We start from the raw sequence: 15,295 nt of genomic DNA, 5'->3' as shown, positions 1-15,295 counted from the left end.
CGCAGGCGAGGTCCGCGTATCGCGCGCTCAGCGGGACGGGCGCGCGGGCGCCGTGCGGACCGCCGTGATCGTGCGTTCGATTCGCTTGGCGGACACCGGGTACGGCGTGCCGAGCTGCTGGGCGAAGAGGCTGACGCGGAGTTCCTCGATCATCCACCAGATTTCGGTGATGTCGCGGCCGGTGCGACGAGCCTCGGGCAGGGACTCGAGCAGCCGCTGGTAGGCGGCGTGGACGCGGTCGAGCTCGGCCATGCCCTGGTGATCGCGGGGCGCCGAGGCCGGTAGTGCCTCCAGGCGCAGCGCGGCGGCCTGCAGATACCGGGGCAGCTCCCGCAGCCGGGCCGTGCCGAATTCCGTGGCGAATCCCGCGAATACGAGTTCGTCGAGTTGTTGCCGGACATCGTCGGCAATCTCCCGGTCGGCCACGCCGGTCAGCTCCGCGCGCACCCGATGTGCCTGTGCCAGCACGGGGACGATCAGCTTCACCACCTCCGCCACGGCGGCGCCGAACCGGGGGCGAATCCGATCCAGCAAGGCGGCGAACTCACCCGGATCGCGGACCGGGCCACCGAATTCGGCGATCAGCTCATCGACCGCGCAGGCGCGGCAGTCCTCGATCAACGCCTCGAGCGAGCCGGACGGATTCTGGCTCAGGGCAAGCCGATCGGCGGGCCGCAGGCCCGCGGTGGCGGTACGCACCGAGGAGGGCAGCTGATTCAGCAGCAGCACACGGGTTCCGGTGCGCATCGCGGCGGCCTGCGCGGCGGGGGAGGGCAGCACCCGGACGGCCACGCCCTCCCCCTCGGGCACCAGCGCCGGATAGCCGGTGATGGTCTGCCCGCCGACCTCCCGGCGCACCGTGGCCGGCAGGGCGCCCAGCGATTCCGAGGTCCACACCGCGGCGGGCGGTCGCTCGGCGGCCGCGGTCGCACGGGACACCGACTTCGAGACCTGGTCGGCCAGACGGGATTTCAGCCCGGCCAGATCCTTGCCGCGATCGACGATCGTGCCGTCGGGTGTCGTCGCGGCGAAGGTCATCCGGAGATGGTCGGGCAGCGCCGCGGGATCCAGATCGGCGGGCCGGATGGTGACCGAACCGAGCTGGGACAGCTCCCGGGCCAGTCCGGTACGCAGGGGTTCGGCGCGCGGGGTCAGCCGCGCCAGCGCCGCGCGCCCGTAGTCCGGCGCCGGAACCACCACGCGGCGAAGATGCTTCGGCAGCGTCTTGATCAGCGCGGCGGCCAGTTCCTCCCGCATGCCCGGCACCAGCCAGTCGAAGCCGACCGCCCGCACGTGGGCCAGCTGGGCGACCGGAATATGCGCGGTGACGCCGTCATCGTCCTGCCCGGGCTCGAATTGGTAGGTGAGTGGGAAACTCAGCTCACCCTGGCGCCAGCTGTCCGGGTACGCGGCCGGATCCAGCACGGCCGCATCCTCGTTCACCACCGTCGAGGCGGTGAAGTCCAGCAGGCTCGGATCGGTGCGCTGCGCCTTGCGCCACCAACTGTCGAAATGCCGGACCGAGACGATGTCGGCGGGAATACGCCGGTCGTAGAACTCGAACAGCACCTCGTCGTCGACCAGAATGTCGCGACGCCGGGCCCGGTGTTCCAGATCGGCCACGTCCTCCAGCAATTCGCGGTTGCGCGCGAAGAAATCGTGCCGCGTCTGCCATTCGCCCTGCACCAGCGCGTGCCGGATGAACAGTTCTCGCGAGAGCTCTGGATCGATCCGCCCGAAGTCGACGCGCCGCTGGGTGACGAGCGGAATCCCGTACAGCGTGACCCGCTCGTAGGCCGCGGCCGCGCCCCGCTTGATCGACCAATGCGGTTCGGAATACGTGCGTTTGACCAGATCCCCGGCCAGCCGCTCGGCCCATTCCGGCTCGATCCGCGCCGCGGTGCGCCCCCACAACCGCGAGGTCTCGACCAACTCCGCCGCCATGACCCAGCGCGGCGGCTTCTTCGCCAGCGAGGACCCGGGGAAGATCATGAACTTGGCGTTGCGCGCCCCCAGGAACTCCCGCGTCTCGGCCTCGCGCACGCCGATGTGCGACAGCATCCCGGCCAGCAGTGCCTGATGGATGGACGTGACATCCCAAGGGAGCGACTCGGACTCGGAATCCACCATGAGAATGGCTGCACGCCCGGTCCGCTTCGGATCGCCCGCCCGGGCGGATCCCCCGCCGGTGCGTCCAGCGTCGCTGTATCCTCCCGAGCCCTGGTCGCCATGTCCGGCGCTGTTTCGTCCGGATTCGCCGGCCCGGCGGTCGGATTCGGCGTTCCGCTCGGAAGTTCTCCTGTTGCTTCCGGTATTCACGTGGTCCCCGGCTCGGGAACCGGTACGTCCGGATTCGCGCTCGGCACGGTCGGTTTCGCCGCCGCCGCGAGAATTTCCGGTGTCGCGCCCGGTTCGGCCGCTGCGCACCGGCTCTCCGCTACCGCGATCGGATTCGCCGTTGCCGTGCGCCGATCCACGGTTGCGCCGGGATCCCGCAGGGCTTCCCCGCCCGTCACTGCCGCCGCGATTTCCACCGCGCTCGGCCTGGGCCTCGGAAGTTACTGCCGCATCGCCGGACTCCTCGCGGTCCCCATCCGGATGCCAGCCCAGACCCCGGGTGATGGTGCGGAGCTGGCCGTGCAGGTCCTGCCATTCGCGGATGCGCAGGTAGTGCAGGAACTCGTCGCGGCACATGCGCCGGAACTGGTTGGAGGACAGGGACCTTCGCTGCTCGCGCAGGTAGTCCCAGAGGCGCAGGTAGGCCAGGAAGTCCGAGCCCTCGACGGTGAACCGGGCGTGCTTGGTGTCCGCGGCCTGCTGATGCTCGACCGGGCGCTCGCGCACATCCTGAATCGACAGGGCCGCGACGACGACCAGCACCTCGGGCAGGCAGCCGCCGCGCTGGGCCTCGACCAGCATGCGGGCCATCCGGGGATCGACCGGGATCTGCGCCATTTCCCGGCCGATCGGGGTCAGCATCAGATCCCCGGGCTCCGCTCCGCGCCGCGGGGCATCGTCGCGCCGGGCCAGCGCTCCCAGCTCCTCGAGCAGCGCGATGCCGTCGCGGATGGCGCGGCCGTCGGGCGGCTCCACGAATGGGAAGCCCTCGATATCGCCCAGCCCGAGGGCTGTCATCTGCAGGATGACCGCGGCCAGGTTGGTGCGCAGGATCTCCGGCTCGGTGAACTGGGGCCGGGCGTCGAAGTCGTCCTCGCTGTACAGCCGGATGGCGATGCCGTCCGCCACGCGCCCGCAGCGCCCGGACCGCTGCCGCGCGGAGGCCTGGGAGATCGGCTCGATCGGCAGCCGCTGCACCTTCGTGCGCATGGAATAGCGCGAAATACGAGCCGTGCCGGGGTCGATCACATAGCGGATGCCGGGCACCGTGAGCGAGGTCTCGGCGACGTTGGTCGCCAGTACGACGCGCCTGCCGGTGTGTGGCTCGAATACCCGATGCTGTTCGGCCGCAGACAGTCTCGCGTAGAGCGGCAGAATCTCGGTGCGCGGCAACCGCATATCGCGCAGGGAGTCGGCGGTGTCGCGGATCTCGCGCTCGCCGGACAGGAAGACCAGGATGTCTCCGTCTCCCTCGGCGAGCAGCTCGCGTACCGCGTCGCCGATCGCATCGGTCGGATCGCGGTCGACGATCTCGGTGTCCTCGTCGTCCGGATCCTGGGAGGTCACCGGAATCTCCAGCGACAGTGGGCGATACCGCACCTCGACCGGATACGACCGGCCCGAGACCTCCACGATGGGCGCCGCATTGCCCGCGTCCGACCTCGGTTCGGTCTGCGTCCCACCGGACTCGCCCGCGGCGGTTTCGGGTTCGGCACCCTTTTCGTCCGACTCCGGCCGGAGAGCCGATTCGCTTCGCGGGGAGGAGTTCTCGCCGATGCCGGGTTCGGAGCGCCCGGAACCGCTTGGTGCCGGGGCGGTGTCCGGCGTGCTCCCGAAGTGCCGCGCGAACAGCTCCGGATCGATGGTCGCGGAGGTGATGATCACCTTGAGGTCCGGCCGCCGGGGCAGCAGCTGCTTGAGGTATCCCAGCAGGAAGTCGATATTGAGGCTGCGCTCGTGCGCCTCGTCGATGATGATCGTGTCGTAGCGGCGCAGCATCCGGTCGCGCTGGATCTCGGCGAGCAGGATGCCGTCGGTCATCAGCTTGATCAGCGTCCGGTCCGAGGCCTGGTCGGTGAAGCGGACGGTGTACCCGACCACATCGCCCAGCTCGGTCCCCAGTTCCTCGGCGATGCGCTCGGCGACGGTGCGGGCCGCGAGGCGCCGCGGCTGGGTGTGGCCGATCGTGCCGCGGATGCCGCGACCGAGTTCCAGGCAGATCTTCGGGATCTGCGTGGTCTTGCCCGACCCGGTCTCACCGGCGATGACGACGACCTGGTTGGCAGCGATGGCCGCGGCGATATCCTCCCGGCGCGCGGAGACCGGCAGCTGCTCGGGATAGACGATCGCGGGCACGGCGGCCCGACGGGCGGCGATGCGGCGTTCGGCCGCGGCGATCTCGGTCTCGAGGTTGCCCAGATCGCCGCCGCGGGCCTTGTCCAGCCGCCGACGTAACCGGTATTCGTCGCGGATCGAGAGTTCGGCCAGGCGTGTGCGGAGCTCACGAGCTGTGGTGGCGGTCCTGGTCATTGCGCCGACAATCCTAGCGAAGCTGGGCCCCCGACCGGGCATCGCGGGTGCTGTCCGAGGTAGCCATGCGGTTGCCTTCCGTGTGGTAGGGCGTTGGCGACGGACCGCCGTGCCATGATCGGATCATGGTCGGCGAGGCAGGGGCGCCCATCTGGGCACGTATCGCGCGGTTCGCCTTCGGGGTGCTGGGACTCGTTGCGCTGGTATGGATTCCGTTCCGGAGCAACGGTGCGGCCTTCTCGCTCGCCAACTATCTGAGCTACTTCACGATCGAGTCGAACATCCTCGGTGTGGTGGTGTTGCGGTGTTCGGGGGGGTACAGCCTGGTGATCCTCGCGGTGGTCTTCGCACTGCTCGCGGCGGCCGTTCTACTCGCAGGTAGGCTGGCGGCGCGCCGAGCGTAGTGGAGAGGAGCCTCGATTATGGGATCGCTGTGGCATGGTTTCGCCGATATGGGCGCCGTGGAGCGCGATGGCGCGTTCGCGGTCGCACGCGGTGAGGGCGCCTACATTTGGGATCGGGAGGGCACCCGGTACCTCGATGCCACGGCCGGGCTGTGGTTCACCAATGTCGGTCATGGTCGCCGTGAGATTGCCGATGCGGTGGCCACGCAGCTGTCCACACTGGCGCACTATTCCAACTTCGGCGATCTGGCCGCGCCCGTGACGCAGGATCTCGCGCAGCGGCTGGCCGATATCGCGCCGGTGCCGGGCAGCAAGATCCTGTTCACCTCCGGCGGCTCGGATTCGGTCGACACCGCCGCCAAGCTGGCCCGCCGGTATTGGCACGAGATGGGCAAGCCCGGTAAGACCCTCATCGTGGGGCGGCGGCTGGCGTATCACGGAATGCATTTCGCCGGAACGGCACTGGGTGGTCTACCGCCGAACCGGGAGGGTTACGGGGAACTGGTGCCCGACGCCCGCACGATTGAATGGGACGAGGCCAAGGCGCTCACGGCACTGATCGAGGAGGTCGGCGCGGAGCGGATCGCGGCGTTCTTCTGCGAGCCGATCATCGGTGCGGGCGGGGTGTATCTGCCGCCGGAGGGCTACCTGGCCGAGGTGCGGCGGATCTGCCGTGAGCACGACATTCTCTTCGTCGCCGACGAGGTCGTCACCGGGTTCGGGCGCATCGGCGGATCCTGGTTCGCCTCCACCCGATTCGGCCTCGAACCCGATCTCATGACCACCGCGAAGGGCCTGACCTCCGGATACGTGCCGATGGGCGCGTTGTTCGCGGCGCCCCGGGTGGCCGAGCCGTTCTTCTCCGGCGGCGTCTGGTTCCGGCATGGTTACACCTACGGCGGTCATGCGGGCGCGGCCGCGGCGGCGATGGCCAACCTCGACATCATCGAGCGCGAGAACCTGATCGACGCCAGCAAGAACCTGGAATCCCTACTGCACGAGCATCTCTCGCCGTTGGCCTCGCATCCACGGGTGTCCGAGGTACGCAGCGGACTGGGCGCCGTCGCGGCGGTGCAGCTGGCCGATCCGTCCGAGGGCCCGGCGATGGTGAAGGCACTGCGCGCGCAGGGTGTTTCGGGCCGCGCGGCCGGTCAGGGCGCGCTACAGATCTCCCCGACGTTCGTCATCACCGAACAGCAGGTGGCCGAGCTGGCCGCCGCCATCGGCCGCGCCCTGGGCTGAACGCCGCACCCTGCCTCGTTGTCCGGTCGCCCGACGCTGCACCTCGGGCGGCCCAACGCCGCGGTTGTCTCCGGTGTCGTCCGGAACGGCCGTTCTGTAGCCCTTTCACTGCCCCGAACCGGGTGAATCGGTGCCCTGCCCCTCCTGCGATGCGATCATGGAAGGGCCGAGGAACGCGGCGGAAGGTGGTGGGGTGTGGGCGGATTCGTGCAGGAATACGCGGTGCTGCGCTGGGGTGTCGTCGCCGGGTTCGTGCTCACCGCCCTGATCGTGGTCGCGCGCTTCGCTCCGGTCACCCAGGGGGCCAGGGGAGTGGCGATCGCGCGCGGCCGGGCGGATGCCGACCCCGAATCGGACGCCGCGCATCTGCTGATGTGCCTGGTCATGCTCGCGATGCTGATCTTCCCGATGGCCGCCGCCCCACAGGCGCTGCGAGGCGTGCTGGTGGCGATGCTGGTGGCGTACTCGGCGGTGCTGGCGGCCCGGCTGCACGAGTTCCGTCACGGTGATCGGGCGATCCGGTCGGGCCGGGTGGTCGCGTTCGGGTATCACCTGGCGGCGGCCGGGGCGATGCTGTGGGCGACACATGGGCCGGGCATGGAGATGTCGCGCGGTGGACATTCGATCCCGATGGCGCTGCTGGCGGCTCTGTTCGTCGCCGACGCGGCCCTGATGTTCGTGCCCGGACCGACATCGCTGCTGCGCCACGCCCTCGGGCATGCGTACGGGCGGACGACGGTGATTCCACACGTCGTGATGGATCTCGGGACGGCCTACATGCTCGTCGCCACGGCAACGGGCTAGCGGCGACCGTCTTCAGGTGGTGCCGTCATCCGGCGGCCACCGAGATCCGCGGTACGGCGCCGCCGCTTGAACAGCAGTGCGGCCGTGCCCCGAATAGCTCGAGGGCACGGCCGTACGTCGTTCGGCTCGGCGAGAATGCCTGTCAGGCGTCGACAGCGGCGAGCGCCTCGGTGGACTGCACCGCCTGGCCGACGCCCGCGACGATGGCCGCCACGCGCAGCGCCTCGAAGATCACCTCGCGTGAGACGCCCGCCTCGCGCAGCGTGTGCTCATGCGCTTCGAGGCAGTGCTGGCAGCCGTTGATCGAGGACACCGCGAACGACCACAGCTCGAAATCGGCCTTGTCCACCCCCGGATTGCCGATGATGTTCATCCGGAGCCCGGCGCGCAGATCGTCGTAGCGGCCGCCGAGAAACGCCTTGCCCCGATAGAACACGTTGTTCATGCCCATGATCGAGGCGGCGCCCAGGGCCGCATCGTATGCCTCCGCGGACAGCACGCCGGCGGCCTCGCCGGCGATCTCGCGCAGCGTGGTCGCGGAGCGGGTGGCCGCGGCGGACGCCAGCAGGGTGCCCCACAGCTGCTGCGGTGTCAGCACGGTCGAACGCGCCACGGACGACAGGTTGAGCTTGAGGTCCTTGGCGTATTCGGGGAGCGAGTTCTTCAGATTCTCAACGGTCACGACTCCACCTCGCTGGCGCTCGGCTCCGCCGTGACCGGGGGTGCTGTGTTGATGGTTCCCTCGCTTCGCTCGGTCACTGCTCCACCTCGCTGGCGCTCGGCTCCGCAGTGACCGGAGGTGCTGTGTTGATGGTTCCCTCGCTTCGCTCGGTCACTTCACAATTCCTTACAGGGTCAGACGCTGGCGGTCATGAGGTCGCCCGCCTTGATGGTGGGGTCGCCCTTCTTCCAGTTGCACGCGCACAGCTCGTCGGATTGCAGCGCGTCGAGCACGCGCAGCACCTCGTCCACGTTGCGGCCCACCGAACCCGCGGTGACGGAGACGAATTGGATCTCGTTGTTCGGATCCACGATGAAGGTGGCGCGGTCCGCGACGCCGTCGGCGTTGAGAACACCCGTGGCCGTGGCCAGTTCGCGCTTGAGGTCCGAGAGCATCGGGAAGGGAAGGGTTTTCAGGTCCTCGTGCTGGGCGCGCCACTGGAAGTGCACGAACTCGTTGTCGACCGAGGCGCCGAGTACCTGCGCGTCGCGATCGGCGAATTCGTCGTTCAGCTTGCCGAACGCGGCGATCTCGGTCGGGCACACGAATGTGAAGTCCTTGGGCCAGAAGAACACGATCCGCCACTTGCCCACGTAGTCGTCGCTGCTGACCTGGGTGAAGTAGTCGTCGGGCTGCTTCGCGTCGACCTGGGAGAGGTCACCGCCGATCACCGCGGTGAGGTTGTACGCCGGGAACTGGTCGCCGATGGTCAGCAAAGCCATGGGGTCTCCTTCTTGCTTCGTTGTCGGGATTGCCGTTCGAAGTGTTCGCTGAGATGGTGCCCGGAAATCGGTGAAAGGTAAAACTGATCAGTGCACCTATACTGATAGGCGTGACTGATCAGACTTATCAGCCCACCCTGTCACAGCTGCGTGCGTTCGCGGCGATCGCGGAGTACCGCCATTTCGGCAGTGCGGCCGCGCGATTGAACGTGAGCCAACCCACGTTATCGCAGGCGCTGGCATCGCTGGAAAACGGACTCGGGCTGCAGCTGATCGAGCGCAGCACGCGCCGGGTGCTCGTTACCGCGGCGGGCAAGCGGCTGCTCCCTCAGGCGATGGCGACGCTCGAGGCGGCCGACCGCTTCATGGCCAGCGCGGTCGGTGACGGGCTCGGCGGTTCGCTGCGTCTGGGCATCATCCCGACGGTTGCTCCGTATGTGCTGCCGACGCTGCTGCCCGAGCTGCGGCGGCGATTTCCGGCCATGGTGCCGCATGTGATCGAGGACCAGACCGCGCGCCTGCTGGACGGGCTGCGCAACGGCCTCGTGGACGTCGCGCTGCTCGCGCTGCCCACCGAGACCACGGGGCTGATCGAAATCCCCCTTTACAGTGAGGAATTCGTTGTGGTAACGCCGCCCGGGCACGAATTGGCCGGGCGGACCGACCTTTCCCTGGCCGCGCTGGAGGCGCTGCCCCTGCTGCTGCTCGACGAGGGACACTGCCTGCGCGACCAGAGCCTGGACGTGTGCCGCGCCCAGGAGGTGCGGCCCGGCCAGGCCGGCGACACCCGTGCGGCCTCGCTCGCGACCGTGGTGCAGTGCGTCGCGGGCGGGCTGGGTGTGACGCTGATACCGCAGATGGCGGTGGCGGCCGAAACCTCGCGAGGCACGCTGGAGATCGCCCGGTTCGCCGCACCGGCCCCGGGACGGACGCTGGGGCTGGCCTTCCGGGCGTCGACCGCGCGCACCGAGGATTACGAGCACCTGGCCGATGTCATTCGCGCGCAGCGGCCCGTCTGACGGATGGGGGCGCGCCGCGCCGCGCACCTGTGATCGGTTGCGCCTCCGACGTGCGCAATTGACCGGTTCGAATGCGTCTGGGACGCTCACGGCGTGCGGATTCATCATCTCAATTGCGGCAGCATGGCACGGGGGACGGTCGCCCACTGCCTGCTCGTCGAGACCGGTGCGGGATTGGTCCTGGTGGACACGGGGTTCGGCCTGGGGTGCGTGCGCGACCCCCGCAGGCTCGTCGGGCCCAGCCGGTTCATGCTGGGCGCAGAGCTCGCCGAGCACGAAACGGCCCTGCGCCAGATCCAGGGCCTGGGATTCGACCCGGCGGATGTGCGCCACATCGTGCTGACGCACCTCGATCTCGATCATGCGGGCGGACTCTCGGATTTCCCGGACGCGACCGTGCACGTGCACGGCCCCGAATTCCGCGCGGCCACGGCCGGGCGCACCATGTCGGAGCGGATGCGCTACCGGGCACAGCAGTGGGCGCACGGCCCGCGCTGGATGGTGAACGAAATCGACGGCGGCGAGGAGTGGTTCGGCTTCCGCGCGGTCCGCGACCTGCCCGGCCTCCCGCCGGAAATCCTTGTGGTGCCACTGCACGGCCACACCCGCGGGCATGCCGGGGTGGCGGTGGACACCGGGAAGGGGTGGCTGCTGCACGCCGGGGACGCGTTCTACACCGGTACCGAAATCGACCCGGTACAACCGCATACCCCGTTCATCTGGCGCCTGTACGAGCTGGGATCGATCGCCGGGATGCCCTACCGCGAGAACCGGCGGCGGCTGCTGGAGTTGAATCGTGAACACGGCAAGGACATCACGATTTTCGCCTCCCACGATGCGCGTGCTTTCAAGCAATTAGCGGGTTCGACGGTGCGTCCGGCCGGTTGAGGGGCGGCGAATCCGGAGCGTGAGTCACTTCACGGTCACCAATTTCCGGCCATTCGGGCCGTAATAGGGCACCATGGTTACATGACACGTAATGCGCCCCAGCTCGATTCCGCCGTGCCGGTCGCGCGCCCCGACCAGATCGAACGGATCGTCGCGGCCTTGACCGCGCTCGGAGAGTCCACACCGCAAACCTTCGGCGAACCCGCGACCGGCACGCACTTCCGGGCCGTCTACCGCGTCCTGCCCGACGGGCGGGTCGAACGAGGGCTCGCGTGACAGGTGGCACCGCGCGCCGCTCCTCCGGAGCGCGCCCGGATGCCGCCGTGCCCGTATTCACCGGGCGGCTGAGTTCGCTGCCGCAGCGGGCCGACGAGCTGTTCGTCTACGGCACTCTGCAATTCGGCCCGGTCCTCGAGGCGCTACTTGGACGGCTGCCCGACACCGAATTCGCCGTCGCGCGCGACCGCCGGGTGGCGGTGCTGCCGCAGCGTGTCTACCCCGGTCTGGTCGCCGAGCCGGGCCGCATGGCCGGCGGACTGCTGCTGCGCGGGCTGACCCCCGCGGAATGGGCGATCATCGACGCCTTCGAGGACGAGGAGTACGGGGTCCGCTCGATCCAGCTGGTGGGGCGGGAGGAGCTGGTGCCGTCCTTCGTGTGGACGGCCGTGGTCTCCGAGGCGGACTGGCTGCCCGAGGTATTCGCCGCCGACCAGCTGCCGGGGTACACCGCCCTGTGTGCCCGCTGGCGCGCCGAGCAGGAGTAAAGCCGGACGAGGCCGGTTCGCCCACGCTTCATCGCGTCCGGTCGGAGTTCCGGGACGGCGCGAGCGTTCGTTGCGCACCGCGGTTCGACACCGGCGCAGGCGCATTCGGTCAGCAGCTGACAATTCCGAACGATTTCGACGCCCCGCCCGAGCTGGGAACCTTTGTGCCGGCGTGAATCCGTTCGCCGATCCGACGCGGTATCCCGGGTTCCGGGGCAATGAAGCCGGGGCGCTCCGGCGCCCGCAATCCCAGGATGCGTTCACCGGCCCGCCCGCAGGCGCGCAGGGCGTGCGGGGCGGTTGGGTCCCACGCGCCGATACGGGACGTTCCGAGCCCGCGGTATCGGCGTGTCCGCCGTCACATTCGAGGTCGCACCCTGCATAATCGGTGCCCATCCAGCACCTGCAAAATTGCGCAGAGTGCTTAATTTTTCCTACATCGGTTGTTCATTTCGCGTCGCGGAGACAGGATGTCCGCGACGAATGCTCAATCTAGGGCGGCGCTGATCGGTGCCGCCCGGACGGGTGGAACTGATGACGGAGCTCGCCGACCGCGACCTGATCCCAGCACCGTACGACCTCGCCGACCGCTACCGCGTCGGCGCTGGAACCGTTGTCCTGACCGGAGTGCAGGCGATCGCCCGCCAGCTGGTCGAACAGCACGTGCGCGACCTGCGCGCGGGACGGCGTATCGGCACCTTCGTCTCCGGGTATCAGGGCTCGCCGCTGGGCGGGGTGGATCGGATGCTCGCCGGGATGCCCGAGACGCTCGCCGAGCACGACATCCACTTCGTGCCCGGTGTGAACGAGGAGCTGGCGGCCACCTCGGTGTGGGGCAGCCAGGCCGATCCGGACGGCGCGCGCATGACGCACGACGGCGTCGTCGGAGTCTGGTACGGCAAGGGCCCGGGCCTGGACCGCGCCACCGACGCGCTGCGCCACGCCACGATGTACGGGGTGAATCCGCGCGGCGGGGTGCTGCTGCTGGTGGGCGACGACCCCGCGGCCAAATCCTCGACGGTGCCCGCGGTGTCGGAGCGGTCCCTGGCGGCGATGAACATTCCGGTGCTGTTTCCGCGCAATGCCCGCGAGATCATCACGATGGGCCTGCACGGGGTGGCCCTGTCGCGGGTCTCCGGCTGCCCGGTGGCGCTGAAGATCGTCGCCGATGTGGCCGACGGCGCCTGGACCGTCGACGGCTCGGTCGGCGAGCTCGAGATCGCGCTGCCCGAAATCACCTGGGAGGGGCGGCCGTTCGTCTATCGGCAGCGCCCGATGGCCGCACCGGCGGACAGCGTGCTGGCCGAGGCCGACCTGTACGGTCCGCGCTGGGCGATGGTGCAGGCGTACAGCACGCTGAACTCGCTGGATGTCATCGAGGTGAATCCGGATCGAGCCGAGATCGGAATCGCGGCCACCGGAACCACATTCGATGCGGTGCGGCAGGCGCTCACCGATCTCGGCGCCGACGACGCGGTGCTCGAGCGCGCGGGCGTGCGGCTGCTGCGCATCGGGATGCCGTACCCGATCGCGCCGGAGCGGGTCCGGGAATTCGCCGCCGGACTGTCCCGGGTCATCGTGGTCGAGGACAAGACCTCCTTCCTGGAGAACCAGATTCGGGACATCCTCTACGGAATGAACGGCGCCCCGGCAATTCTCGGCAAACGCGACGCGGACGCGCGCCCGCTGTTCCCGAGCGACGGGGAGCTGACGACCGGCCGCATCCTGGCGCCGCTGCGCCGGGTCCTGCGGGATCACCTCGAGCTGAAACGGCCCCTGCCGCAACCGCTGTCGCTCTCGGTGCTGCCCGCCGCCCGCGCGGCCTACTTCTGCAGCGGATGCCCGCACAACCGGTCCACCGCGGTCCCCGAGGGCTCGCTGGCCGGCGGCGGAATCGGTTGTCACACACTGGTCACCATGTCCGGGCGCACCGACAGTGCCGTCATGGGGCTGACCCAGATGGGCGGCGAGGGCGCGCAGTGGATCGGGCTGGCGCCGTTCACCGAGGTGCCGCACCTGTTCCAGAACATCGGCGACGGAACGTTTTTCCACTCCGGCCAGCTGGCCGTGCAGGCCTGCATCGCGGCGGGGGTGAACATCACCTACAAGCTGCTCTACAACGACGTCGTCGCGATGACCGGCGCCCAGGACGCCGAGGGCGCGCTGGCGGTGCCGCGCCTGACGCACAAGCTGACCACCGAGGGCGTGCGGCAGATCATCGTGTGCGCCGACGAGCCCAAGAAGTACCGCACCCGGGATCTCGCGGCGGGAACGCTGCTGTGGCACCGGGATCGGCTCGACGAGGCGCAGCGGATGCTGCGCGATATTCCCGGGGTGACGGTGCTGATCTACGACCAGCACTGCGCCGCCGACGCGCGCCGCAAGCGCAAGCGCGGCGAACTGCCGACGCGGCGCACCCGGGTGGTGATCAACGAGGCGGTGTGCGAGGGCTGTGGGGACTGCGGCGTGCAGAGCAACTGCCTGTCGGTGCAGCCGGTGGACACCGAGTTCGGCCGCAAGACCCGGATCGATCAGACCTCCTGCAACACCGATTACAGCTGCCTGAAGGGTGATTGCCCGTCCTTCGTTACGGTGGAACTGCCCGAACCCGGCACGGGCGCGGGGAAGTCCCTGCCGCGCAAGCGGACTCGTCCCGAGCCTCCGTCGCTGCCCGATGTCGATTTCGGCGCGCCGCTCGCCACGCAGAATGTGTTCCTGGCGGGGATCGGTGGTACCGGCATCGTGACGGTCAATCAGGTGCTCGAGACCGCGGCTCTGCGAGCGGGATACGACGTCGCGGGGCTGGATCAGATCGGCATGAGCCAGAAGGCCGGACCCGTGGTGTCCCATCTGCGGTTCGCGGCCGGCACGGTGGAGCCCTCGAACCGGCTCACGCCCGGGACCGCGGACTGCATTCTCGCCTTCGACCTGCTGGCCGCGGCCGATGCCAAGAATCTGGCGTACGGCTCGGCCGAATCGACCATCGCGGTGGCCTCGACGAGCAAGACGCCGACCGGCGCCATGGTGTACGACAAGTCGGTGCAGTACCCGGAGACCGAGCTGCTGCTTTCCCGCCTGGCCGGGGTGTCGCGGACGGTGTCGTCCTTCGATGCGCTGGCCGCCGCCGAGACGCTCTTCGGCAATACCGCCGCCGCCAACTTCCTGCTGGTCGGCGCCGCCTATCAGGTCGGCGGGCTGCGGCTGCCCGCCGCCGCGATCGAGGAGGCCATCGAGATCAACGGCGTCGCCGTCGCGGCCAATATCGCCGCGTTCCGGTGGGGCCGGGCCGCGGTGGCGCGGCCCGAGGAGTTCGCGGCTGCCACCGCCGCCACAGCCGGCGCGCGTCCCGCGGAGCGGATTCCGGCGGACCTGCTCGACGGCCTGACCGCGACGGGGGAGACCCGTCGCCTGGTCGAGCTGCGGGCGGGCGAGCTGGTCGGGTTCGGCGGCGCGCGCGTGGCGCGCGAGTACGTCGGTGCGGTGCAGCGCATCTGGGAGGCGCAGCAGCGGGTGACCGACCGCACCGAATTCAGCGAACAGGTCGCGCGCGGGCTGTACAAGTTCACCGCCTACAAGGACGAGTACGAGGTGGCTCGCCGCCTGACCGATCCCGCGTTCCTGGACGAGGTCGCCGCCACCATCCCGGACGGCGCCAATCTCACCTACCGCCTGCATCCGCCGATCCTGCGCGCCCTCGGCCGCACCGAGAAGATCGGCTTCGGTCCCCGTTCGCACCTGGCCCTGCGCCTGCTGGCCAAGGGAAAGCGGCTGCGCGGCACCGCATTCGATCCGTTCGGCCGGGCCCGTGTGCGGCGGGTCGAGCGCGCCCTGCTCACCCACTACACCGAGATGGTGCAGGCGCTGGCCGCCACGCTGTCCTCCGATTACGACCGCGCGGTCGAGGTGGCCTCGCTGCCCGACATGGTCCGCGGCTACGAGGACATCAAGCTGGCCAACGTCGAGCTGTACCGAAACCGGCTGCAAGAGTTGGGCATCGAGCCGCCGGTGCTTCCCTGATCCGCTGCCGGGCGGGGCGCGGCGGCATCCGGTCGCCGCGCCATCCCGGCGCACGGGCCGAACCTCC

At 69.5% G+C, this 15,295-nt stretch carries 11 protein-coding genes; 8 read left to right on the top strand and 3 right to left on the bottom strand.

Translation table 11 applies throughout. The features are described 5' to 3' along the window. Positions 1-27 precede the first annotated feature (27 nt). Entirely contained in the window at positions 28-4,647 is a 4,620-nt protein-coding gene (gene hrpA, locus ABH933_RS12640) for an ATP-dependent RNA helicase HrpA (RefSeq protein ID WP_429417540.1), read from the bottom strand. A gap of 125 nt (positions 4,648-4,772) precedes the next feature. Here hrpA and ABH933_RS12635 point away from each other — a divergent pair, with 125 nt between their 5' ends. The 3 genes from ABH933_RS12635 to ABH933_RS12625 all read left to right on the top strand — a co-directional run bounded on the left by ABH933_RS12635 (position 4,773) and on the right by ABH933_RS12625 (position 7,097). Further along, the gene (locus ABH933_RS12635; RefSeq protein WP_429417538.1) at positions 4,773-5,051 is read left to right on the top strand and encodes a hypothetical protein; all 279 of its coding nucleotides are present in this window, start codon (positions 4,773-4,775) and stop codon (positions 5,049-5,051) included. 18 nt (positions 5,052-5,069) lie between these two features. After that, positions 5,070-6,293 carry an aspartate aminotransferase family protein gene (locus ABH933_RS12630; protein ID WP_429417535.1) on the top strand — a complete coding sequence of 408 codons (1,224 nt, stop codon included), beginning with the start codon at positions 5,070-5,072 and terminating at the stop codon, positions 6,291-6,293. 195 nt (positions 6,294-6,488) lie between these two features. Beyond that, positions 6,489-7,097: a DUF5134 domain-containing protein gene (locus ABH933_RS12625; protein WP_429417532.1), complete on the top strand. Its 609-nt coding sequence runs from the start codon at positions 6,489-6,491 to the stop codon at positions 7,095-7,097. A gap of 142 nt (positions 7,098-7,239) precedes the next feature. Here the strand turns inward: ABH933_RS12625 and ABH933_RS12620 are convergent, their stop codons facing one another. After that, on the bottom strand, positions 7,240-7,779 hold the full coding sequence (locus ABH933_RS12620) for a carboxymuconolactone decarboxylase family protein (protein WP_429417529.1): 540 nt from the start codon (positions 7,777-7,779) through the stop codon (positions 7,240-7,242). A gap of 173 nt (positions 7,780-7,952) precedes the next feature. Beyond that, positions 7,953-8,540, bottom strand: coding sequence for a peroxiredoxin (locus ABH933_RS12615; RefSeq protein ID WP_429417526.1), 588 nt, complete (start codon positions 8,538-8,540; stop codon positions 7,953-7,955). Between the two features lie 110 nt (positions 8,541-8,650). Here ABH933_RS12615 and ABH933_RS12610 point away from each other — a divergent pair, with 110 nt between their 5' ends. The 5 genes from ABH933_RS12610 (at position 8,651) to ABH933_RS12590 (ending at position 15,228) form a co-directional block, all read left to right on the top strand. Beyond that, the gene (locus tag ABH933_RS12610; protein WP_429417523.1) at positions 8,651-9,559 is read left to right on the top strand and encodes a hydrogen peroxide-inducible genes activator; all 909 of its coding nucleotides are present in this window, start codon (positions 8,651-8,653) and stop codon (positions 9,557-9,559) included. Positions 9,560-9,652: 93 nt separating this feature from the next. Continuing rightward, positions 9,653-10,447 carry an MBL fold metallo-hydrolase gene (locus ABH933_RS12605; RefSeq protein WP_215921867.1) on the top strand — a complete coding sequence of 265 codons (795 nt, stop codon included), beginning with the start codon at positions 9,653-9,655 and terminating at the stop codon, positions 10,445-10,447. An 81-nt stretch (positions 10,448-10,528) separates the two neighbouring features. Continuing rightward, positions 10,529-10,723, top strand: a complete 195-nt coding sequence (locus ABH933_RS12600) for a hypothetical protein (RefSeq protein ID WP_429417520.1) — start codon at positions 10,529-10,531, stop codon at positions 10,721-10,723. Continuing rightward, positions 10,720-11,211, top strand: coding sequence for a gamma-glutamylcyclotransferase family protein (locus ABH933_RS12595; RefSeq protein ID WP_429417517.1), 492 nt, complete (start codon positions 10,720-10,722; stop codon positions 11,209-11,211). Before ABH933_RS12600 ends, ABH933_RS12595 begins: the two co-directional genes overlap by 4 nt. Positions 11,212-11,745: 534 nt before the next feature. After that, entirely contained in the window at positions 11,746-15,228 is a 3,483-nt protein-coding gene (locus tag ABH933_RS12590; protein ID WP_429417514.1) for an indolepyruvate ferredoxin oxidoreductase family protein, read from the top strand. Positions 15,229-15,295 lie beyond the last annotated feature (67 nt).

It is taken from the genome of Nocardia sp. GP40, assembly GCF_050434125.1.
GTDB classification, from domain to species: Bacteria; Actinomycetota; Actinomycetes; order Mycobacteriales; family Mycobacteriaceae; genus Nocardia; species Nocardia albiluteola.
This window is presented reverse-complemented; position numbering and strand designations above follow the sequence as displayed.

Excerpts from the sequence above, each read along its gene's own strand:
- ABH933_RS12615 (WP_429417526.1), bottom strand. The coding sequence starts at position 8,540 with ATGGCTTTGCTGACCATCGGCGACCAGTTCCCGGCGTACAACCTCACC.
- ABH933_RS12635 (WP_429417538.1), top strand. The coding sequence starts at position 4,773 with ATGGTCGGCGAGGCAGGGGCGCCCATCTGGGCACGTATCGCGCGGTTC.
- ABH933_RS12600 (WP_429417520.1), top strand. The coding sequence starts at position 10,529 with ATGACACGTAATGCGCCCCAGCTCGATTCCGCCGTGCCGGTCGCGCGC.
- ABH933_RS12630 (WP_429417535.1), top strand. The coding sequence starts at position 5,070 with ATGGGATCGCTGTGGCATGGTTTCGCCGATATGGGCGCCGTGGAGCGC.
- ABH933_RS12590 (WP_429417514.1), top strand. The coding sequence starts at position 11,746 with ATGACGGAGCTCGCCGACCGCGACCTGATCCCAGCACCGTACGACCTC.
- hrpA (WP_429417540.1), bottom strand. The coding sequence starts at position 4,647 with ATGACCAGGACCGCCACCACAGCTCGTGAGCTCCGCACACGCCTGGCC.